Here is a 20124-nt window from a genome sequence, read left to right as displayed (position 1 = left end):
GCCCCGCGCCGGCTTAAGGCTCAATCATAGAACTCTGGCGCGTGCTTGGTGGCTTTGAAAACCTCCGGATCATGCCCGTAGAAGATCTGGGCATTGTTGGCGTCGCGAACCTGCCGAACGCGCTGGTAGCTGCGATAGGCATCGCTCGGATTGTAGGTGCCCGGAATCGGCGGGATCAGGTTCTTATCGAGGTTTTCTTTCAGATAAACCACGTCGCTGGTCAGAATAACCGTACCCGTCTTGGGCAATTTGACGGTTACGAACTGGCTGCCGGGGGTGTGCCCGGGAGCCCGCATCACGCGCACCGAACCGTCATCGAACAGATCGAGGTCGCCCTCGAGGCGGATGATGTTCATCTTCTTGGTGTCGGCGAAGTCGCCTGGAATATAATAGAGCGAGTAGCCGACATCCGGCCACCATGCGGCCTTCAGTTCATCGTTCTGGGCAACGAGGGTCGCATTCGGAAACTGACTGACATTGCCGCCATGGTCGAGATGCAGGTGACCGACCACGACATATTTGATGTCGTCAGTCTTCAGTCCGATCTTCTCGAGCTGTGCGGGAATGGCATCGTCCTTTGTCATCTTGAGACCGAACCCCTTGGCAAGCGGTCCCCACCAGCCTTCGGGATCGGTAATCGTCTTATCGTTGTTTCCGGTATCGATGATGACATTGCCCTTGGGATGCTTGAGCACATAGAAGCTCACGGGCGCCCAATCGATATTGCCTTGACCGCCCATCTGCAGGGCTGCCTTCGGGAAGCCTCCCAACGAACCCGACGTGAAGACGTATAGCTTGGGGCCTTCCTGCGCGGCGGCAGCGCTCGCAAGGCCGAGCGCGATAGCCAGACTCAATGCAATCTGCTTGATCGTCATGGCAGCTCCTCCTTAGCCTTCGCTTTACGGGCTGTTTTTGTTTTACTGGCTGTCTTTGCAGCCACGGCTGCCTCGCCTGGCGCGGCCGAGGCGGGTAGTCAGAGAGAATAGATTGGCCCCTTGCAAAAGCAAGTTGGCCTACCGGGCCTAGACGGGAAAGTTTTCCCCCCCCACGGGGCCAGGGTTGAAAGAACGATGCAGTTCATGCGGTTCGCAAACCCGCCCTGGCAAAGGGGGGCCCATGTTTTTCCTAGCCAGCCTCGGTATCAACACGCTGCACTGCACTCGTGGCATCTCGGATGCGGTAGAAGTCAGTCCACGTTCTTTCCGTCTTTGTTTTCCCGTCCACAGCCACGGCCTGGCCGCGATAGCCCAGCGCAATGGCACCGGGACCGGCGGCGCGTTCAGGCATGGGAATCCATGGCCCTTCAGACCTTGTCCGTCCGCCGCACCAGTTTCGCACCAGAACGACCGCATCAAATCGCAGCGGATGCGCTTGATCCCGGACGAAGATGTAACAAATTCAACGAACGCGTCCTTTATCCTTCCGCTCATAACGGTCTGGTTGCAGGTTCGAGTCCTGCCGGGCCCACCAATGAGATAAAGGGCTTGTAGCCAGTACATCGCGAACCAAAAGAGCGCCGCCACAGTTATCGCCACAGATACGTGCTGTGTCCGTTCCGCCGCCGTGCTGCGGTCGGACTACCGCCAAAGACCTAAATGACTATTTCTTGAGGCCTTTGGTGGGGTGGAGTAGAATCTGTGCATTGACGAAGTCCTTCTAAAAAATTGGATAACCGCATCGAATAGGCGTCTTTTGCATGCGCCGCGTGATCGACACCGCTCCAAGGGATGGAACATTCGTCATTCTTGAGGATGACGTAAGCGGACGCTTCGAATCTGCTCAATGGTCGGCTGAGGGGCGCGGGTGGGTTAGAAAAAATGGCGAGCCAAGCGAGATCACGCCGACGCATTGGCAAACAATGCATCTTCCAGAGGAAGGTGATGAATTTATTCTGCAAGATGAGTTTATTCCGCCAAAGGAAACTGGATCAATCGCCCCCCCGGCGTCGCCAGGGCCCCGCTCCTTTTGTTTCCCCTCGGGCCTGGCCGAACGCGCGAGGGTGACGGAATTAACTCGTCTGGTTACGAACGCGGACCCGGTCACTGGCGTCCTGGTTGAAGCGCGGGCTGCGCAGAGCAAACGGACCGCGCGGCGCGCCATCTCCTCGATCGCCGCGGTGATGGTCGGGGCGTCGCTCATCGGCTGGTATTTCCACGCCGAGTTCGTCGCCTATGTGACGCGATACGTTGATGAGCAGGATAACGTCAGGCCCAGCACAGCAGACGTGGAGGCCGTCGAGAAGGAGGCCCAGGTCCCAAGCCAAGACCAGCAAAAGGCCGATTCATCGGCGCGGGATCCGGCTCTTCATCAGCAAGCCGACCGGGCGATCGCACAGGCACCGCGGGATACTGCGCAGGGCAAACGGGCCGCGGAGGCAATGCAGCCGGAAGTGCAACAGTCTTCTGAAGGGGAGCGGCGCCGCGCAGAGGCCCTCGCAAATGAACTGGCGAGCGCGCAGCAGACCATTGAGATGCGGGCAGCTCAGGCGAACAAGGCCCGCGATCAGGCGGCGCAGCTCGGTCAGGCCGCGGAGAGCGGGATGGCGGAGCTACAACGGTCTCTGCGAAAGGAGTACGACAGGGCTGAGACGCTGACTGGCGAGCTTGCGATAGCGCGGCGCGACCTCGAGACCCAACTGGCGCTGTCAAGCAAGGCAGGTAACGAGACGGTGCAGGCGAAGAAGGCCGCCGAGAGCGCCATCGCGGAGCTGCGACAGTCTTTGAAGACGGAGCACGACAGGGCCGAGGCGCTGACTCGCGAGCTTGCGAGGGCACGGCGGGACCTCGAGACCCAGATGGCGCTGTCAAGCAAGGCCAGTGACGAAGCGGTGCAGGTGAAGAAGGGCGCCATGAGCGCGACGACAGAGCTGCGACGGTCTCTGAAGAAGGAGCGCGACCGGGCCGAGGCACCGGCACCGGGCCGCGACCCCGCGCTGACTCAAGCCGCAGAGGCGGCTGCGAAAGAGCAGCCAGCGGTCGCTGAGGCGCAAGGCGGTCCGGAAGTTGCCAGGTTGCTCGCGCGCGCCAGCGCTCTCCTCGTCCAGGGGGATATCGGTGCAGCTCGGATCGTGCTCGAATACGCTGTCGGGACAGGTAGCGCACAGGCAAGCTTTATGCTTGCGGAGACCTATGATCCCCTCGTTCTTTCCACGTGGAAGACCTATGGAACACGCGGCGATGTGACGAAGGCGCGCGAGCTATACGCAAAGGCGCTTGCCGGCGGCATCCAGCAGGCCAGGGATCGATTTGTCGCGTTGCAATAGCCCCCACGGAGAGCCTGGTCTAACCGCGAACACAGCAACCAGGATAAGCACTGCAAGCGTGATCCTCACAGCACAACGCCGCCCGCTCGGAATGCATGCGGACGGCGCTGGCCCTAGCTCCGGGGTTTGCAAAACCCTGATGGGTAAGGTTTGGCACAAAACGCGATGGGACGCGTCCAAAAGCGTGTTCCCGCTTCCGTACGACTACGGCTCGATGCGTCCGTTCCTTTAGGGCCGCTGGCACCTCAGGGCGTACGCTCATGAATAGGCTTGGATTGGCAACTGGCAAGGCGACCGCCACCCTGGCACTTGTCGTGAACCAGCACGGACGGCGTCGAGGGACAAGGCCTCGGGCGCACGCGAAACAATAGAATGCCGCGATCGCTGCAGGTGCGCCGCCGGACCACGGCGCTCGAGTTCGGCGACGCGCGGCTGTCCGCTATCCACCAAGACGGACAGTCCATCGCGCGCTGGTCTCGCCGCTTTTGCGCTTGACGGCGGTGAAGACATGGGTGCCGATCGGACGGTCGGTTTCCGCGATGGTGACGGACTCTCGTAGATCGGTTCGAAGCGCCCGCCACACATAGAGCCGCTGGGTCTTGCGGCTGATCAGCACCGAGATCGGCTCGAGCGCGCCATTGGCGCACCACCCAGACCGTTTTGACCTGTCGCGTGGTCTTGCCTCGTCTCCTGCCCCGACCGGCGAGTTGGAGCATGCCGGTTCGTGTTCCCGCTTAACTGTCCCGTTTAACGCTGCCACCGCTTGGGCTTTCCTTCCTATTGACGCCGTCGGGAGCCGAGGTGATAGGCTACCGGCATTTCAGGGCGGCCATTTTGAAATGCGCGATTTATTGGGAGTGAACCAGCTTCTGCTGGCGGTTTTGATCTTCGTGCCTTTCGAGCGACTGTTCGCTGCGAGGCCTCAGAAGATTTTCAGGCGTGGCCTGCTGACTGACATGGCTTTCCTGTTCATCAACGGGTGGCTGGTGCTAGCCGGCGTGATCGCCGTCACGACGGTGGCCATTCTGGTCAATCAGTCGGTCCTGCCTGCGGCGGTGACGCAGACGATCGGCAATCTTCCGTATCTGGTCCAGGTGCCCATCGTGATCCTGATCGCGGACCTCGGCATCTACTGGACGCACCGCATCCTGCACATCGTACCCGCCATGTGGCAGATCCATTCCGTTCATCATGCGGTCGAGGAGCTGGACTGGCTCGCTGCGATCCACCAGCACCCGCTCGACGTGATCTTCATGAAGGCCGGCGCGCTGTTTCCGCTCTACGCGCTCGGCTTCTCCACGGAAGCGATCGGCACTTACCTCCTCGTCTACTTCTGGCAGACCTGGCTGGTCCACGCCAACGTGCGCCTGAGCTACGGACCACTGCGCTACATCCTGGTGTCGCCGGAATTTCACCATTGGCACCACAGCAGCGAAGCCGAAGCCAGGGACAAGAACTTCGCTGGATTCATCTCGTTCTACGACGTGCTGTTCGGGAGCGCCTACCTGCCGAAGGCAAGGAAGGCGACGACGTTCGGCGTCGATCATCCAATGCCCACCAAATATCTGGCGCTCCTCGCCTACCCGTTCATCGCGTGGGCCTCGAAGCGAAAGCGCAACGATCCCCCAGCCATCCAACCTCAGTTGTCGAACGGCGGCGAGCCCGCGCAGCCGCGCCACAGCGCGCCGCTGAGCTAGGCCCGCACGCCCTTCGCGCCGAACCAGCGCCGGCAGGCGCGGCTGAAGCTCGTCGCATCGGTGTAGCCGAGCGCAGCCGCCATCTCGTCGCGCGACTGCGTGCCCTCCGCGAGCATGGTCCGCGCGCGCTCGCGCAGCACGCCATCGAGCAGCGGGCGGAAGGCGCAGCCCGCCTCTGCCAGCCGCCGCACCAGCGTCCTCCGCGAGGTGCCGACGAGGCGCGCGGCCTCCTCCTCGGCTAAACGATGCGGCAGCCGCGCCGCGATCAGGCTCTCGACCATCCGCGCCAGCGCCGCAGTGTCCGAGCGCGGCCTCTCGACTGCCTCCAGGGCTTCGATCGCCTTGGCGTGCAATTCCGGATCGGCAAATGGCGAAGGCCGCGCGCACAACTTGTTCGGCACGTCGAAGATGAAGGCGGCCGCGTTGAACTTCACGGCGCAGGAATAATGCTGCATGAGCCGCTCCGCGCCCGCAGGCGGCTGCCAGGGAAATTTCAGCGTCGCCTCCCCGATCGCATCCTCGAGCAGCTGCTCATACGCGGCGTGGATGTTGAGACTGACCGCCAGCGCCACGGCGCGCCACAACGCGCCCTCCATGGGGACCGCCGGAGCGATTTCAATCTGGATCGAGCGCACGGTCTTGCGCAGCCGGTTGCGGATGAAGGGCGCGCGAGTCGACCCGAAGCGCGCACCGATGTTCAACGCATCGGCGATGGTCGGCGCCGTCCTGGTCGCGACATCGAGCGCCCCTTGCAGCGATGTCGACCAGACCGCCGCGGCCGACAACGGCCACAGCTCGCCATGCGCCCGGGTGATGTTGGCGGCCAACATCACCAGCGCGGAGACCGGCATGTGAGCGCCCGGCTGGTCGAGCAGCTCCTGTTCGACGCCGGTGCCCCTGAGCAGTTCGTTGCGCTCGCCCCGTGTCTTGCCGAACGCCCGCACCAGCGCCCGCGCGTAGCTCGCGGACACCGGCACCCGAAGGGCATCCGCCTCCGATCCCTGCATTGCGTCGGCGCCCTCCCTCGCTAGCATCCAGCCGAATGGTTTGGCGCAAAATGCCACAAAATTGGCCTGTTGGGAACTGGCGGCGCAGGCCCGCCTCGCGGCATCCTTGGTGAAACAACGGCGAATGCCGCCTCGAAAGAGCAGCTGGAGGGAATGCGATGATCTTCACGGGCACCAACGCCGCTGGCGAAACCATCACCTACAAGGACGGCAAGCGCTATCTCTGGATGCTCTCGTTCATCCCGCCGCTGATCCCGCTTTTGTCCTATTGGCTCTTCCTGCGGACGCACAATCCGCTGGTGACGCTGATCCCCTTTGTCTTCATCTTCATCCTGATCCCGCTGCTCGATGTCCTCTTCGGTGAAGACACCCACAATCCGCCGGCGGAGGTGGTCGCCGCGATGGAGGCCGATCCGTATTACCTGCGGCTTGCGCGCATCACCGTGGCGTTTCCCTGGATCAACTACGTCGCGCTGATCGCCTTCTTCGGGACGCAAGAGCTGCCGTGGTGGTCCTATGTCGCGCTGCTGCTCGGCGTCGGCACCATCAATGGCGGCGCGCTGTTGATCGGGCACGAGCTCGGCCACAAGTCTGATCGGCTCAACATCTTCTTCGGCATGCTTGCCAATTGCGCGGTGGGTTACGCCCATTTCCGCGTCGAGCACAATCGCGGCCATCACACCTGGGTCGCAACTCCTGAAGACCCCGCCAGCGCGCGGTTCGGTGAATCGATCTATGCGTTCGCAACGCGCGAACTGCCGGGCGCCTTCAAGCGCGGCTGGCGCAATGAGGCCGAACGGCTGACCCGGCGCGGCGAGCCGGTCTGGTCGGTCAACAACGAGATCCTGCAGGGCTTTGCACTGACGCTGGTCGTCGCGGCCATCCTGATTGCGGCGTTCGGCTGGAAGGTCGCGCCGTTCATCGTCGCGCATCATTTCCTCGGCTGGTACGCGCTGACCCAGGCCAATTATGTCGAGCACTACGGCCTGTTGCGCGAAAAACTGCCGAACGGCCGCTACCAGGCGGTCGAGCCGCGCCACTCCTGGAACACCAACCACATCGTCTCGAACCTGATGACGTTCCACCTGCAGCGTCACTCGGATCACCACGCCAACCCGATGCGCCCCTACCAGTCGCTGCGCGATTTCGATGACATCCCGCGGCTGCCGAACGGCTACACCGGCATGTTCGGGCTGGCCGCGATCCCGCCGCTCTGGTTCCGCGTGATGGACCCGAAGACACTGGCCTGGGCCGGCGGCGACAAGAGCAAGCTGAACCTGGGCGAGCGACCGGTGGATGCGTGATCGCGACAAGCGCCGGCGTCCGTCCCTACGCCTGCGCTGACCGCCGCTTCATCGCGCCGATGCCGAGGAACGAGCCGTTGACGGACGGATACTGGTTGGTGAATTCGAACGCATCGAAGCTCGGTGCTTCGAATTCCCTGAGCGCCTTCCAGAGCCATGTCGTATCCGGACAGGCCCGGGAGTGGATGTCGTGATGCACGATGATGCTGGCGTGGGCGCGCACCAGCAGGTGATCCTGCATCGCACCGCGCAGGCTGTGATCGCCGTCGATGAAGACGAAGTCGGGCTTCAGCCGGTCGACATGCGCGGCGACCAGCGGCGAGGTTGAAAACGCCTGCATGTAGATCGGCTCGATGCGCGCCTGCTCCTGCAGCAGTTCGAAATAGGTCGCGATGAACGGCGTCGGCGCGATCGGATCGAGTGCAATCACCCTCTTGAGGTCGGCGCCGCTGGTCCTGAGCCACTCCGCGACTAGGATGAACATGCCGCCCCAGCGGCAGCCGATTTCCATGTACGAGGTGATGCCGGCCGCGTTGCGCGCAAGCCAGGCGAGATAGGGCGCGAGCTGGTTCGGATACTGCCAAAGGTGCAGGCCCTTGCCAAAGCTCGGCGCAAGCTCCGGCGGCTGCTCGTGCAGCAGCTCGTCATTGAGTCCCAGCGCCGGGATGAACTCCCGTTCGAGGAAGTCCACATCGACCCGCTGGGCCGGGGTCAACGCGGCGATGGTGTCGATCGCTTCACGGACGAAGGGCGCAAGATCGGCGAAACGCTGGTATCGATCGTCTGGAGCCTGCTGGGCGTTGAGCATCGATGCGATCGGGCCGGACGGGTTGGACACGCCGGAGACCTGCCGGCTGTCAGCGTCCCCGATGCTTCAACGGCGCAAGCGGCCGTCTCGGGCGCTAAATCTTGCTTTCCGTGGCAGCTGCCGTGTCTGCCCGCCGGGCTGCCGCGCAGCCCTCACCCGCTCGGGATCTTCCGGCGCACCGCCTCCACGCCGGCATCGGTGACGCGATATCGCCGCCCCAGTTCCGGAACGATCCAGCCCTTGTCGATCATTCCGGCAATGGTGCTCGGGCCGACGCCCGCGGGAAACGAGCGGCGGGTTCGGATCGCGTCGATCGCTACTCTTTCGAGATGGGTGGCGACATGCGACGGGCGCGCGCGAAACGCCTTCGCCATGATGAGCACCGACAGGACCTCGGCGCGCCGCCGCACCGCCGAAGCGCTGCGGGTCAGTTCGTTGCTGATCTCGAGAGCGTTCTTGCCGGCCCTGGCGAGTTCTCTGAGCTTCTCGTCCTCGTCAGAGCTCCAGCGCCGCACGATCCCCATCTGCCCCTCACCGCCTGGATACCCATCTCGAACGATGCATACGCAGGCGGCTCTGATTTGCCATGTGACTTTCGGCACCTCTTGACGTGACGTCGGAGACTGTCGCCGTCAGGAAGGCCGATTGCGGTGCTGTCCGATGCGGCACTCAGAGCATGGTCCGATTGAATCGGATCATGCTCTCAATCCCCTGGTCTGGTCGCATTCTCCTTGCGCGAACCGGCACCCCGCTTCGCTCGGAAACGCGCTTCAGTGCTTGCTCGGTTCAAGCATGATGAGCACGCCGGTCGGCTCGGGCTCGTGCGGCCGCAGCGACGTCAGCTCCGGATCGCTCCATTCGGCAAGGCTCACCACCTCGCCGGTCTGTCCCGGCATGTCGGAGCTCTGCGCGGGTTCGAGGACCTTGAGTCCGCTGGTATCGACGAAGAATGTGTGCTCGCCAAACACGCTGTTCAGTTGCGCCACCGCCGGATGGTCGTCCGGAAGCACCTGGGCGTTCATTTGCGACATGGTCTGCTTGACTTGCGTGGAATTAAGCTTCATCCGCTGCTCCTTCTCGTTGGTTCCGGCCGTGACTGCTTCCCTGGCTGGTTCCTCCCCGCCCGCACCCCTCGCCGGGGGCTTCAAAGTCTCGAACCGATCAGTCAACGAAACGTTCCGCGCGCGCGACGCATTGACCGCCCGCGCGCGGGTTCCACATCCACATCTCTGTGAAGCAGCAGCGCGGCGTCACGCGCACCCGCTCATGATGCGGCGGAGGGCTTCTTCTTCCTGGCGAGCCCTTCCAGATGCACGCGGCGCGCGGCGGATTTACGCACGCGCTCCTTGGTGCGGCAGGCGCGACAACGCACGGCCTTGGTGAACACGTCGCCCTTCGCGGTCTCGTACCACCATTTCTGCTGCAACGGCGTCCAGACCTCGGCAACGCCGCAATCCTTGCAGACGAAAGGCTCGGGCCGATAGGTTCCGCGTTCGACGAAATCAGGAATCGAATAGCTGTTCGAGGGCGCAAGCTGGCTCGTCACCACCGGAACCTCGTCGCGCGCCAGCGCGATCTTGTAGTCACGAAGGCGCCTGCGTTCGGCGGCGCGTTGTGCCAGCGTGTGGTGCCATGCCGCGGCCTTGCGCTGCTTGGCCTCGATCTCTCCACGCGTCTGCTTGCTGCGTTTCACGTCCGCGTATCCGCCCTGCACCCCATCGGCGAACTTGCTGCCCGGCCTTATCAAGGACGACGTCATTGATGCGCTGCAGTTCGGCCGCAGGCTCGCCATACTAGCCGCGGCATTGCGCGACGACCAGATCGACGATCGGTGCGGCGCCTATGTCCGCGCCCGCTCAACGGGGCGCATGTGGATCAGCGCATCGAGCACGAGGACGAGCACGGGGCGCCGCTCGTCGTTGACGAGCTCGGTCTTGAAGATCACGACGGCGTCGCGCCGCTCCGGTCTGATCGTGATCTTCTGGATCTGGGATTGGCCTGTCAGCGTCGTTCCCGGGCGGACCGGGCTCGGCAGACGGATCTCGAAGCTTCGCCCGACAATGCCCGCCACCTTGCTCCAGATCGCCTCCACGACGAGCCGCTGATAGATCGCAATGGTGTTGAAGCCGCTTGCGATCAGCCCGCCGAACGGGCCCGCCGCAGCGGCGACGGGATCGGTATGGATCGGCACCGGATCATACTTCCCGGCGAACTCCAAGATCTCGGCCTCGCCGATCGTGTAAATCCCGAGCTTGAATGTCTGGCCCTCGGTGAGATCTTCCGCATACAGCATCGCGCGCCTCCGTCTGTCGCATGACGATAGCCGAACGCTGCGGGCTTTCCATTACCTCTGAGGTCATGAACTTCGTGCACGGCACGCGAGCGGCACCGGCCGCTCGCGTCTCGCCGCGGGCGTCCCGCGCTATTGCAGCCGGGCCGCCCTCGCCTTGGCGGCCTTCACGGTGTTCTCCATCAGGCAGGCGATCGTCATCGGTCCGACGCCGCGCGGCACCGGCGTGATCGCGCCCGCAACCTGCATCGCCTCGTCGAAGGAGACATCGCCACATACCGCGTAGCCGCCGTCCGGCTTCTCGACACGCGTGGTGCCGACGTCGATCACGATCGCCTGCGGCTTGATCCAGTCGCCGCGCACGAGCCCAGCCTTGCCCACCGCGCTGACCAGGATATCGGCCTGACGGCAGATGTTGCTGATGCCGCGGGTGTGGATGTGGGTCTGCGTCACGGTCGCCTGCTCCCGCAACAGCAGCGCGGCCATCGGCTTGCCGACGATGTTGGAGCTGCCGATCACCACGGCATGCGCGCCGGTGAGATCCGATCGGATCGACTTGATCAGCCTGAGACAGCCGAGCGGCGTGCACGGCACCAAAGCATCGTCGCCGTGAAACAGCCGGCCGGCGTTGAGCGCGTGCAGACCATCGACATCCTTCGCCGGGTCGACCGCCGCCATCACGCGCAGAGCGTCGATATGCGCCGGCAGCGGCAGCTGGATCAGGATGCCGTCGATATCGTCGCGCGCGTTGAGCGCCGCGATCCTGGCAAGCAGGTCGGCCTCGCTGGCGTCATCCGGCAGGCGCTCGACCTCGCCGCGCAGGCCAAGCCGCTCCGCCATCCGGACCTTGCTCTGCACATAGATCTGGCTGGCCGGATCGTCACCAACCAGCACGACCGTAAGCCCGGGCGCGCGGGGCAGCCGGTCCAGTTCACTTGCAACCTTGTCGATGACAATTTGGGCATGTGCATGCCCATCAAGAATGTTCGCCGTCATGGCACCTCCGTTTCGAAGCGGTGCCCAGGCGCGCGGCGTTCAGTCTCTGCGCTCCCCGATGGTGGTCCATCCAAGCGCCAGTCGCGCAGATGGCGTCGTGATAGCCGGTGGGCCCGGCAAAGGCAAATCACGCTCGGTTGCGGTCGGACCGGCCACGAATTGCCCCTGTTTTTGCCGGTGGATCGGTGCCGGATGGGTCGTCTCTGGGGGTAGGATTCGGGCAGAACTTGCGATAAGCCTCGGCGCTTGCCGGGCTTTTCCGATCCCCGGCGCCATCCTTCCGGTCATCACGCCATTTCGGACATTTTCAACATGAGACATATCATCCTCGCGTTGGCGCTCCTCTGCCCGGCTGCCGCGCTTGCCCAAGGCACCGCTCCAGCCACCACGCCACCGCCCGCGGCCGATAAGCCGGCGGCGGCCTCGCAGCCGATGGTCGGCGACAAGCCGCTGGTCCAGGTCGGCAAGAAGTCGGCGGCCAAGAAGGGCGAGAAGGCTGCCGCGCCCGGCAAGCCGCAATCGGTCGCGCAGAAGCTCCAGGCCTGTCAGGACATCGACGACGCCACCAAGGAACGGCTGATGTGCTACGACGAGATCTTCAAGCCGCAGCCGAAGCCGAAGGCCGCCCCTGCCAAGGGCGTCAACGAATGCCGGTTCGTGAAGGAAGAGGACGAGCGGCTGACCTGCTACAACGGCTTCGCCGACAAGATTCCGCGCCTGCCGCGCTAACCGGCGTGAACGGCCCGGAGGGCTAGTTGCGTCCGGTTGCCGCCTGATCTCGCGGACATGAAAATGCCGCCGCAAGCATTTGCGGCGGCGTATCGGTTGCCGGCTGCGGCGCGACCCTGCCTACCAGGTGCCGAAACCGCCGAAGAAGCCCATGCGCGGTTGCTGCTGCGCGACGCGGTAGGGCTGATACATGCCGGGCTGCGCCAGCCGCATCGGCTGCTGGGGATGGGCATGGTAACGCGCAACCTTGTGCTTCTTCGGTGCCTGCGGCTGGGCCTGGGCCGGCTGGTCGGCCGGTTTCGCCTCGGCCACGGCCTTCTGCGCGTCGGCCTTCTCGGGGATGAACTGGGCAAACGTGTTGCGGACACGGGCCTGTGCCGATGCGTCGCCCGTTGCCGGCGGGACGGCCGCGGCAACCGCGTTCACCTGCGCCGGAACGATGATCGGCTGGCTGGTATCGTATACCACCCGCTCCGGCAATTTCTGCGTCGACCTGATGCGGACCATCGTCTTGTCGACGCCTGGCGACGAGATGGTCTGGCTTTGGCCGGGAACCACGGCCTCCTGCGGCACGATGGCATTGACGACGAAGAGCAGCGCGAGCAGCACTCCACCAACGTACAGGAAATAACGCGCCACAGGCATTTGGTAGCTCCCCCCGCGCCACGGGCGCGGTTCATCTTGGCGCGACGACATCAGTCATCGCGCAGCGAATTCATCGTCTGCGCATGATCGCCCGGACAGTCGCCATCCCGCGCTTCCGGGTCGTTCTCCAACGGTCGGCTTATTAGTTAGTTCCTGCCTGGCCGTTACGGTTCACCCGGCAAGTCAATTCCCGCTCACTTTTTCGAGATGCAGGGTTTAGGCGCGGCTGGCGGTCACGACCGAGCATTTCGCCTTGTTTGCGTTAACATTTACGAAGCCGATTAACATCTCCGAGTAGGTCTTGCGGCTCTTCATGGCAATGGTGTCCGGGATCAGCCGCTTGCGCTCGGTTATCGGGCTGCCGTCGCGGCGGATGAAGGCGCAGGCGATCTCGATATCCTTGACCGGGAAATCATTGGCGTTGCGCAGCGTCAGGGTGACCAGCATCTTGGATCCGAGACCGCCGCGGCGCCACGATTGCGAGGCGATCCGCACCCGGTCCAACGGTGATCGTTCGGCACCCGGCTGGGACAACCTGGCCTCCTCGGCCGGCTGCGGGGTGGCGGCCACGCCGACCGTGGCCGGCTCGTCCGCCGGTGCGGCCAGCGCCTCCCTTGCGGTCTGGGCAGGCTGCACCCCGGTCGGAACATCCTGCGCGGTACGGATGACGGTCGAAGACACCGGCCAGACATCCTGGTCTCCTGCGTCGCTCGGCTCGGGGAGCATGAACCAGGCGGCGATCCCGGCGATTGCGATCAACGACAGCAGCAGGCTGGCGTAGAAGCCGCCGTCACCGAGACGTCCGGCGGCAACATTTCGAAACGACGCCAAGCCGATCCGCATCGTCGTGCCCTCACCCTCGACGCCCGACCAGACCCCCGCCAGCACAGAGGCCGCAGCCATCGCCGCATGCGGCATCCGGGACGGCCGCAGGCCGAGCGGCCACGCGAGAACAATCGCCATCGGCCCGAATGGTTGCACTCCGGGACGACAATCTTGCGACGTGCAGCACGGGATGGCATCACAGCTGGCCGATCGCTAGATTTGCACCGCCCGAGAGCGAGTGCCGCGCGCCGACGCGGCGCGAGAACAACAAGGAGATCGCAATGCCTGTCGTCACCTGGGACCACGTCCATCTGCGCAGTCCTGATCCCGAGGCCACCGCGACCTGGCTGCGCGACATCCTTGGCGGCGAGATCATCCGCGGCCCAGGCCGCATCGACGTCCAGCTCGGCGGCGCCAAGGTTTTCATCGCGGAGGTGACGCAAGGCGACGGCGTCAACGCCCCGCCGGTGACGCCCTATCAGGGGCTCGATCATTTCGGGCTGACGGTGAAGGACATCGACGCGGTCGCGGCCGAGATCAAGGCCAAGGGCGTCGAGTTCACCAAGGAGCCGACCACGATCCGCCCGGGCGTGCGGATCTGCTTCATCCGCGGCCCGCAGGGCATCTCGATCGAATTGCTCGAGCGCGACAAGAAGTACGTGTGAGCGACGACTGCCGCGCTACGTCATGCTGCCGGGCATGAAGCAGCGGATCGTGACGCCCATGTAGCTCTTGATTGGCCAGACCATCGCGCGGCCGGCCCGGTTGGGCTCGGTGACCACGGCCTCGTCGGGGACGTCGATCCAGGTCCCCTCGAGGCGCACACGGTAGTGCCCGTCCTTCGATTCCCAATCGACATCGCTGACCGCAGTACCGTCGGCATCGGAGCAGCACGGCCCCTTGCCGCTGCGCAGACCGTCGAACCACTCCTTCAGCGGCGAATTGGCATAGCGGCCGTCGGGATCGCGCGCCTGCGCAAGCTGCGCGGCCGCCACCGACAAGAGCACGACGAGACCGAGCGGCAGGTACACCCGCATCCGGCCCCTGCCACGGCCGGCAAAGGTTTCGGAATCGTCGTCGGGGCCCGCCAAGCGGCCGCCAGCTTCCATCCTGTCTGTCATGTGTGTTGCTCCAGCACTTACCGGCCAGTGCAACCAGAGCTATGCATTTCGCGGGCCAGTTCGAGTCGCGCGCACGGTCCGCTGTCATCGCGCCGTCACACCGCCTGGCAGGAACCGAGGGTTCACGGCCACTCCGGACACCCGGAATCAACCTGCCGCATTGCACGAGGTTGCTCGCTTTGGCATAAAAAACCAATCCGGATTGCTGCGGGCGTGGCAGCCGGTCAATGGGACGTTATGAAGAACGGGCTGTACTCAATCCACGTCACCCTGCTGGACGGACGCGTCGGCAAGGGCAGCGGAGTGATTCTCTTCCGCGACGGACAAATTCTCGGCGGCGATGCCTATCTCTATTACACCGGCAGCTACACGGTGAAGGGCGACGCGTTCAAGGGCGAGGTCCTTGTGCAACGCCACACCACGCCGCGCGATACCGACAACCCGCTGTTCGGCGGGCCCGCGCCGGTTGGCATCGGTGTTTCCGGCACCTTCACCGACACCCGCGGCACCATGAGTGGAACCGCGCTGGTCGGCAAGGCGAGCTTGATCTTCGGCGCCACGCTGCACAAGCTCGCGGATATCAATTAGCACACGATAAGATTGCGCTTGAATCGTGTTTGAGCGCTTTTCGGACCGTCATCCTGAGGTGCGAGCGCAGCGAGCCTCGAAGGATCGACGGCCACCAGCCGGGCCGTGCACCCTTCGAGACGCGGCTTCGCCGCTCCTCCAGCGACAAAGGCGAAGCCTTTGCGCGGGGATGACGGTGCTGGCACATGTTTCTGCCGTTCTCCCTATTCACGTCGCGCCATGCGCGTCGACATAGAGCGCGTAGATCGAATGGCAGGACGCCATGTAGAGGCGGTTGTTCTTGGGTCCGCCGAAGGTCAGGTTCTCGCAGCGCTCCGGCAGGCGGATGAAGCCGAGCGGCTTCCCCTGCGGGCTGAACACCATCACCCCGTCGAGATCCTCAGGTCTGCCCTTGAGCTGATAGACCTTGCGGCCGTTGACATCCACAGGCTCCGATTGCAGCGCGCCGTTGCTGCCCCAGCCGCACCACAGATTGCCGTCGCGATCGACGCGGAAGCCGTCGAGTGAGCCCTGATCGGCGGCGTCGATCAGCTTGGTCTTGTTGGAGACGGTGCCGTCGGCATTGACGTCGTAGCTCCAGATGCTGCGGTTCGGCGTGCCCCTCCACTCGACGACGTAGAGCTTCTTCTCGTCCGGCGAGAACGCAAGCCCGTTCGGATTGACCAGATCGGTGATGACGGCCGTCAGCTTGCCGTCGGTGCCGATGCGGAACACGTTGGTGTTGTCCTGCTCGCGCTTGGCCTTGAAGCCTTCCCACTCGCCGGCGATGCCGAACACCGGATCGGTGAACCAGATCGTGTCGTCGGACTTCACCACGATGTCGTTCGGCGCATTGAGCCGTTTACCCTCGAAACCGTCGGCCAGCACGGTGATCTTGCCGCTCTTCTCGGTGCGCGTGATCCGCCGCGTCACCGAATGCTCGCAGGTCACGAGGCGGCCCTGGCGATCGCGGGTGTTGCCGTTGGCGAAATTGGCGGGGCTGCGGAAGACGCTGAGGCTGCCGTCCTTCTCGCTGTACTTCATGATGCGGTTGTTGGGGATGTCGCTGAACAAGAGATAGCCGCCTTCGGGGAAATAGGCCGGCCCTTCCGCCCAGCGCAAGCCGGTCGCGACCTGCTCCAGCGTAGAGCTGTAGAGCCGGTACTTGGCGAAGCTCGGGTCGAGGATTTCGACCGCCGGATCCGGATAGCGCTGATTGGGCTTGAACGGGAACGACTGCGCCATGGCGCGGCTGGCCGCTGCGCTGGCCATGCCCGCGCCGATGCCGGCCAGCAGATTGCGCCGTGAGATCATGTCTTCCTCCCCTGCTCGCACCGCCCGTTGATCCCAGGATCGGTTGAGCGAGCCGTAGGAGTGTTGTCGCGGACGGTCCAATGCCGTTCGCGCATCGATCGATACTGATCGAATATCGATCGTCCTGCCCGTGATCCCGAGGGCGCAACACGACCGTCTCGAAGAATCGACGGCCGCCATCGGCGCCATTGATCCTCAAGGCTCGCTCCGCAAGCGCCGCAGGAGACGCCGATGCAGCCCAGCTATCCGGGCTGCTGATTTCGTCTCATGATCTTGAGCACGAGCAAGACGGCACCCAGCACCAGAAGCAGGATGCCGATAACGGTCGTATCGGTGGACTCGAACGTCACACCCACGGCTGTCAGCAGGCATCCGGCTATGATCGCGAACAGGCCGCCAAGCTTCTTGAACAGGAACAGATGTCCGTCACTTGTTTGCGCCGCCATGGTACATCTCATTTCTACGGTTGATGCCCCGCGCCTCCCACACTCGCTTCGGCTCGCACGCACGCACCGCAATCGTACTCCCTCAAACGAAAACGTTGCAATCGGTCGTTGATTGCGTGCCGCAGCGACGTCCGCCGTTTGATTCAAACTGAAGCGACTGCGTGTTGCGTCGGCGACTGGAAGGCGATCGCGTCAGCCTCACTGACTGAACGTCACCTCAGGTGGATTGTTCGCAAATGTTGATGGCTGGGTTGCAGGACCAGGCGCCGGTTGTAGGTTGACTCAAATAAAACTTTGGCGCTGACTGCTCCAGCGCATCGTGTTCTAGAATGGAACCGGCCACCGTTGGGTCCGTTCGGACGGAGTGATGCGATGGCGTCGCTTTCGGTCGATCAGCGAGAGCAGGCCTACATCTCGACCGGTCATCTACCCGGTCCGGAGATGGTGCAGGCGCTTGTGGAAGACGCGCACCGGCGATTCAAGTCGAACACCGATGGAACGACGTCGCAGGTTTACCCGGCACTCGCACGGGTTCCGGCGGAGCTGTTCGGTGTTTGTGTCGTCGGAACCGGTGGCCGTGTCTATGGCGCTGGAGACGTCGACCACGAATTCTCCATCATGAGCGTCTCGAAGCCGTTCCTGTTTGCGCTGATCTGCGAGACGATCGGCCCGGAGGCGGCACGCGAAAAACTTGGCGCCAACGCCACCGGTCTTCCCTTCAACTCGCTCGGTGCGATCGAGCAGGGAAACGGGCGCACCAATCCGATGGTCAACGCAGGCGCCATTGCTGCGACCAGTCTCGCGCCGGGACGGTCCGTCGAGGACCGCTGGCGATTCATCCACGACGGGTTATCTCGCTTCGCCGGCCGGCCTCTCTCGCTCAACGAGGAGGTCTATGCATCCGCCTCCGAGACCAATTTCCGCAATCGAAGCATCGCGCGCTTGCTGGAGAGCTACGAGCGGATCTACAGCGACGCCAGGCAGGCGACTGATCTTTACACGCGGCAATGTTCGCTGAATGTCAGCGCCAGGGATCTGGCCGTGATGGGCGCGACCTTGGCTGACGGCGGCGTGAACCCGGTGACCAGGCAACGCGTGGTCGACGCAGCCGTATGCCACTACGCCCTGGCAGTGATGGTCACCGCCGGATTGTACGAAACGTCGGGCGATTGGCTCTACGATATCGGCCTACCGGGAAAGAGCGGCATCGGCGGCGGCATCGTCGCGGTATCCCCGGGCAAGGGCGGCTTCGGCACGTTCGCCCCGCCGCTGGACGCCGCCGGCAACAGCGTGAGGGGCCAGCTCGCCGCAAAATTCCTGTCACAGCGACTCGGGATGGATCTGCTCGTGTCGCAGCCGGACGGCTGAGCGGTCGTCGCAAGATCGGCATTCCCGCGGGCGGGCCGATCGCAGAAGCCGAGAAGATCGGAGGACGCCATGGCGCAGACAATATCGATCGGCGGCATCCACCAGGAAGAGCGCGCATCATGGGTTCCGATGATCGCGATTGCGCTCGGCCAGATGATCATGTCGTTCAATGTCGCATCGCTCCCGGTTGCCATGGGCGGCATGGTGACAAGCTTCGGTGTGCCCCCTACCACGGTGGCGACCGGTATCGTGGCCTATTCCATGCTTGTGGCCGGCTTCGTCATGCTTGGCGCGAAACTCGCGCAAAGATTTGGCGCGCTGCAGGTCTTCCGCCTTGCGGTCGTCCTGTTCTTTGCATCGCAGCTGCTGATGACATTCAGCCCCACGGCCACCACCATGATCTCGGCGCAGGCGCTTTGCGGTGCCGCCGGAGCGGTGATCGTGCCTTCGCTCGTCGCCCTGATCGCCGAGAATTATGCCGGGCGCCAGCAGGCCACGGCCCTCGGCGCGCTGGGCTCGGCGCGTGCGGCTGCCGGCGTGCTCGCATTCGTGATCGGCGGAGTGTTCGGAACCTATATCGGCTGGCGGCCGGCGTTCGGAATCCTGATCGCGGTGTCGGCGATCGTCTTCCTGCTGAGCTTTCGCTTGAAGCCCGACCGCGGCCGCCCCGACATCGAGATCGATCTGGTTGGCGTCGCCCTCGCCGCCAGCGCGATCATTCTGATCAGCTTCGGATTCAACAATCTCAACGGCTGGGGGCTGGCGCTCGCCCGTCCCAACGCGCCGTTCGATCTGTTGGGCGTTTCGCCGGCGCCGATCATGATCGTGATCGGCATCGTGCTCGGACAGGCGTTTCTGAGCTGGACGCACCGGCAGCAGGCCGCGGGAAAAACCCCGCTGCTGGCACTGGAGGTGATCGACTCGCCCGAGGAGCGCTGCGCGGTCTATGCGCTGTTCGCGGTGGTCGCGCTGGAGGCCGCACTGAACTTCACGGTGCCGCTCTATATCCAGATCGTGCAGGGACGCTCGCCGATCGCCACCGCGATCGCGATGATGCCGTTCAACCTCACGGTCTTCTTCTCGGCGATGCTGATCGTCAATCTCTACGGCAGATTGACACCGCGCCAGATCGGACGTTTCGGCTTTGCGCTCTGCACCATCGCGCTGCTGTGGCTCGCCTTCGTCGTGCGCAACGACTGGAGCGAGATTCCCGTTCTGCTTGGTCTCGTCCTGTTCGGCATCGGCCAGGGCTCCCTGGTGACGCTGCTCTTCAACGTCCTGGTGACGGCCTCGCCCAAGGCTCTGGCGGGGGACGTCGGGTCCTTGCGCGGGACCACGCAAAACCTCGCCGCCGCGGTAGGTACGGCGGTCGCCGGCGCACTTCTCGTTGGTCTGCTGAGCACCATCGCCCTCGGCAAGATCACGGCCAGCCCGGTGCTGACGAAGGAGTTGCAAAGCCAGGTTGACCTCAACAACATCACCTTCGTCAGCAACGACCGGCTCCGCAGCGTGCTCGAAGCCACGAGCGGCACGCCACAGCAGGTCGAGGAAGCGGTCCGGGTCAACACCGAAGCCCGGCTGCGGGCTCTGAAGATCGGGCTGTTGATCATGGCGGGCCTCGCCCTCCTCGCGGTCATTCCGGCAGGGCGGCTGCCGAACTACCGGCCGGGAGAGATTCCGGATGACAACGCGGCGGACAACCGCGAACGAACCAGCTGATCCGCGCCGGCCTGACCGGCAGATCC

22 protein-coding genes and 1 riboswitch are annotated in these 20124 nt (G+C 64.0%); of the genes, 8 read left to right on the top strand and 14 right to left on the bottom strand.

Translation table 11 applies throughout. The annotated features are described in order from the left end of the window. Window positions 1-20: 20 nt before the first annotated feature. A complete protein-coding gene (locus QMZ05_RS08650; protein WP_353700408.1) occupies window positions 21-875 on the bottom strand; it encodes an N-acyl homoserine lactonase family protein in 855 nt (284 codons plus the stop codon). Window positions 876-1696: 821 nt separating this feature from the next. Here QMZ05_RS08650 and QMZ05_RS08645 point away from each other — a divergent pair. Beyond that, entirely contained in the window at window positions 1697-3262 is a 1566-nt protein-coding gene (locus QMZ05_RS08645) for a hypothetical protein (RefSeq protein WP_353700407.1), read from the top strand. Between the two features lie 439 nt (window positions 3263-3701). Here the strand turns inward: QMZ05_RS08645 and QMZ05_RS08640 are convergent, their stop codons facing one another. Further along, entirely contained in the window at window positions 3702-3878 is a 177-nt protein-coding gene (locus QMZ05_RS08640) for a hypothetical protein (RefSeq protein ID WP_353700406.1), read from the bottom strand. Here QMZ05_RS08640 and QMZ05_RS08635 point away from each other — a divergent pair. Beyond that, window positions 3862-4959: a sterol desaturase family protein gene (locus tag QMZ05_RS08635; RefSeq protein ID WP_353700405.1), complete on the top strand. Its 1098-nt coding sequence runs from the start codon at window positions 3862-3864 to the stop codon at window positions 4957-4959. The two genes, QMZ05_RS08640 and QMZ05_RS08635, sit on opposite strands and share 17 nt — an antisense overlap. Here the strand turns inward: QMZ05_RS08635 and QMZ05_RS08630 are convergent. Next, a complete protein-coding gene (locus QMZ05_RS08630) occupies window positions 4956-5966 on the bottom strand; it encodes a helix-turn-helix domain-containing protein (RefSeq protein WP_353700404.1) in 1011 nt (336 codons plus the stop codon). The two genes, QMZ05_RS08635 and QMZ05_RS08630, sit on opposite strands and share 4 nt — an antisense overlap. Before the next feature lie 158 nt (window positions 5967-6124). On the opposite strand from QMZ05_RS08630, the gene QMZ05_RS08625 reads away from it, so the two are divergent. Beyond that, window positions 6125-7270, top strand: a complete 1146-nt coding sequence (locus tag QMZ05_RS08625) for an alkane 1-monooxygenase (protein ID WP_353700403.1) — start codon at window positions 6125-6127, stop codon at window positions 7268-7270. A gap of 25 nt (window positions 7271-7295) precedes the next feature. Here QMZ05_RS08625 and QMZ05_RS08620 read toward each other — a convergent pair whose 3' ends face one another. The 6 genes from QMZ05_RS08620 to QMZ05_RS08595 form a co-directional block, all read right to left on the bottom strand. Further along, on the bottom strand, window positions 7296-8108 hold the full coding sequence (locus QMZ05_RS08620; RefSeq protein WP_353700402.1) for a hypothetical protein: 813 nt from the start codon (window positions 8106-8108) through the stop codon (window positions 7296-7298). 122 nt (window positions 8109-8230) lie between these two features. After that, on the bottom strand, window positions 8231-8602 hold the full coding sequence (locus QMZ05_RS08615; RefSeq protein WP_074125568.1) for a hypothetical protein: 372 nt from the start codon (window positions 8600-8602) through the stop codon (window positions 8231-8233). Window positions 8603-8848: 246 nt separating this feature from the next. Beyond that, on the bottom strand, window positions 8849-9142 hold the full coding sequence (locus tag QMZ05_RS08610; RefSeq protein WP_050420464.1) for a hypothetical protein: 294 nt from the start codon (window positions 9140-9142) through the stop codon (window positions 8849-8851). Window positions 9143-9342: 200 nt separating this feature from the next. Further along, a complete protein-coding gene (locus QMZ05_RS08605; RefSeq protein ID WP_353700401.1) occupies window positions 9343-9771 on the bottom strand; it encodes a zinc-ribbon domain containing protein in 429 nt (142 codons plus the stop codon). Between the two features lie 147 nt (window positions 9772-9918). Continuing rightward, entirely contained in the window at window positions 9919-10371 is a 453-nt protein-coding gene (locus QMZ05_RS08600; RefSeq protein ID WP_353700400.1) for a MaoC/PaaZ C-terminal domain-containing protein, read from the bottom strand. 129 nt (window positions 10372-10500) lie between these two features. Further along, window positions 10501-11364, bottom strand: coding sequence for a tetrahydrofolate dehydrogenase/cyclohydrolase catalytic domain-containing protein (locus tag QMZ05_RS08595; protein ID WP_353700399.1), 864 nt, complete (start codon window positions 11362-11364; stop codon window positions 10501-10503). Between the two features lie 15 nt (window positions 11365-11379). Then, window positions 11380-11459: riboswitch (ZMP/ZTP riboswitch) on the bottom strand. Between the two features lie 217 nt (window positions 11460-11676). Here QMZ05_RS08595 and QMZ05_RS08590 point away from each other — a divergent pair. Next, the gene (locus tag QMZ05_RS08590; RefSeq protein WP_050420461.1) at window positions 11677-12093 is read left to right on the top strand and encodes a hypothetical protein; all 417 of its coding nucleotides are present in this window, start codon (window positions 11677-11679) and stop codon (window positions 12091-12093) included. A 120-nt stretch (window positions 12094-12213) separates the two neighbouring features. On the opposite strand, the gene QMZ05_RS08585 is transcribed toward QMZ05_RS08590, so the two are convergent. After that, entirely contained in the window at window positions 12214-12738 is a 525-nt protein-coding gene (locus QMZ05_RS08585) for a hypothetical protein (RefSeq protein WP_353700398.1), read from the bottom strand. A gap of 216 nt (window positions 12739-12954) precedes the next feature. Continuing rightward, entirely contained in the window at window positions 12955-13701 is a 747-nt protein-coding gene (locus QMZ05_RS08580; protein WP_353700397.1) for a hypothetical protein, read from the bottom strand. A 143-nt stretch (window positions 13702-13844) separates the two neighbouring features. On the opposite strand from QMZ05_RS08580, the gene QMZ05_RS08575 reads away from it, so the two are divergent. Continuing rightward, a complete protein-coding gene (locus QMZ05_RS08575) occupies window positions 13845-14228 on the top strand; it encodes a VOC family protein (protein ID WP_097675182.1) in 384 nt (127 codons plus the stop codon). 15 nt (window positions 14229-14243) lie between these two features. On the opposite strand, the gene QMZ05_RS08570 is transcribed toward QMZ05_RS08575, so the two are convergent. Continuing rightward, the gene (locus tag QMZ05_RS08570) at window positions 14244-14600 is read right to left on the bottom strand and encodes a hypothetical protein (protein ID WP_050420459.1); all 357 of its coding nucleotides are present in this window, start codon (window positions 14598-14600) and stop codon (window positions 14244-14246) included. 321 nt (window positions 14601-14921) lie between these two features. Between QMZ05_RS08570 and QMZ05_RS08565 the strand changes: the two genes are divergently transcribed. Then, window positions 14922-15272, top strand: coding sequence for a GrlR family regulatory protein (locus QMZ05_RS08565; protein WP_026192881.1), 351 nt, complete (start codon window positions 14922-14924; stop codon window positions 15270-15272). Between the two features lie 207 nt (window positions 15273-15479). Here the strand turns inward: QMZ05_RS08565 and QMZ05_RS08560 are convergent, their stop codons facing one another. Both QMZ05_RS08560 and QMZ05_RS08555 read right to left on the bottom strand, forming a co-directional pair. After that, window positions 15480-16565: an SMP-30/gluconolactonase/LRE family protein gene (locus QMZ05_RS08560; RefSeq protein ID WP_353700396.1), complete on the bottom strand. Its 1086-nt coding sequence runs from the start codon at window positions 16563-16565 to the stop codon at window positions 15480-15482. Window positions 16566-16807: 242 nt separating this feature from the next. Next, the gene (locus QMZ05_RS08555; RefSeq protein WP_353700395.1) at window positions 16808-17011 is read right to left on the bottom strand and encodes a hypothetical protein; all 204 of its coding nucleotides are present in this window, start codon (window positions 17009-17011) and stop codon (window positions 16808-16810) included. Between the two features lie 372 nt (window positions 17012-17383). Here QMZ05_RS08555 and glsA point away from each other — a divergent pair, with 372 nt between their 5' ends. Both glsA and QMZ05_RS08545 read left to right on the top strand, forming a co-directional pair. Further along, window positions 17384-18379, top strand: coding sequence for a glutaminase A (gene glsA, locus QMZ05_RS08550; protein WP_353700394.1), 996 nt, complete (start codon window positions 17384-17386; stop codon window positions 18377-18379). A gap of 69 nt (window positions 18380-18448) precedes the next feature. Beyond that, on the top strand, window positions 18449-20098 hold the full coding sequence (locus tag QMZ05_RS08545) for an MFS transporter (RefSeq protein ID WP_353700393.1): 1650 nt from the start codon (window positions 18449-18451) through the stop codon (window positions 20096-20098). Window positions 20099-20124: the final 26 nt, after the last annotated feature.

The organism is Bradyrhizobium sp. INPA03-11B, from assembly GCF_040446015.1.
Lineage (GTDB): Bacteria > Pseudomonadota > Alphaproteobacteria > Rhizobiales > Xanthobacteraceae > Bradyrhizobium > Bradyrhizobium macuxiense_A.
Note: the sequence above shows the minus strand (reverse complement) of the source record. Positions and strands in the feature narration are given on the sequence as shown.

Bases quoted from the DNA above. Each gene is read 5' to 3' on its own strand.
- QMZ05_RS08650 (WP_353700408.1), bottom strand. From the start codon at position 875: ATGACGATCAAGCAGATTGCATTGAGTCTGGCTATCGCGCTCGGCCTT.
- QMZ05_RS08645 (WP_353700407.1), top strand. From the start codon at position 1,697: ATGCGCCGCGTGATCGACACCGCTCCAAGGGATGGAACATTCGTCATT.
- QMZ05_RS08630 (WP_353700404.1), bottom strand. From the start codon at position 5,966: ATGCAGGGATCGGAGGCGGATGCCCTTCGGGTGCCGGTGTCCGCGAGC.
- QMZ05_RS08625 (WP_353700403.1), top strand. From the start codon at position 6,125: ATGATCTTCACGGGCACCAACGCCGCTGGCGAAACCATCACCTACAAG.
- QMZ05_RS08615 (WP_074125568.1), bottom strand. From the start codon at position 8,602: ATGGGGATCGTGCGGCGCTGGAGCTCTGACGAGGACGAGAAGCTCAGA.
- QMZ05_RS08610 (WP_050420464.1), bottom strand. From the start codon at position 9,142: ATGAAGCTTAATTCCACGCAAGTCAAGCAGACCATGTCGCAAATGAAC.
- QMZ05_RS08600 (WP_353700400.1), bottom strand. From the start codon at position 10,371: ATGCTGTATGCGGAAGATCTCACCGAGGGCCAGACATTCAAGCTCGGG.
- QMZ05_RS08595 (WP_353700399.1), bottom strand. From the start codon at position 11,364: ATGACGGCGAACATTCTTGATGGGCATGCACATGCCCAAATTGTCATC.
- QMZ05_RS08590 (WP_050420461.1), top strand. From the start codon at position 11,677: ATGAGACATATCATCCTCGCGTTGGCGCTCCTCTGCCCGGCTGCCGCG.
- QMZ05_RS08585 (WP_353700398.1), bottom strand. From the start codon at position 12,738: ATGCCTGTGGCGCGTTATTTCCTGTACGTTGGTGGAGTGCTGCTCGCG.
- QMZ05_RS08580 (WP_353700397.1), bottom strand. From the start codon at position 13,701: ATGGCGATTGTTCTCGCGTGGCCGCTCGGCCTGCGGCCGTCCCGGATG.
- QMZ05_RS08575 (WP_097675182.1), top strand. From the start codon at position 13,845: ATGCCTGTCGTCACCTGGGACCACGTCCATCTGCGCAGTCCTGATCCC.
- QMZ05_RS08570 (WP_050420459.1), bottom strand. From the start codon at position 14,600: ATGCGGGTGTACCTGCCGCTCGGTCTCGTCGTGCTCTTGTCGGTGGCG.
- QMZ05_RS08565 (WP_026192881.1), top strand. From the start codon at position 14,922: ATGAAGAACGGGCTGTACTCAATCCACGTCACCCTGCTGGACGGACGC.
- QMZ05_RS08560 (WP_353700396.1), bottom strand. From the start codon at position 16,565: ATGATCTCACGGCGCAATCTGCTGGCCGGCATCGGCGCGGGCATGGCC.
- QMZ05_RS08555 (WP_353700395.1), bottom strand. From the start codon at position 17,011: ATGGCGGCGCAAACAAGTGACGGACATCTGTTCCTGTTCAAGAAGCTT.
- glsA (WP_353700394.1), top strand. From the start codon at position 17,384: ATGGCGTCGCTTTCGGTCGATCAGCGAGAGCAGGCCTACATCTCGACC.
- QMZ05_RS08545 (WP_353700393.1), top strand. From the start codon at position 18,449: ATGGCGCAGACAATATCGATCGGCGGCATCCACCAGGAAGAGCGCGCA.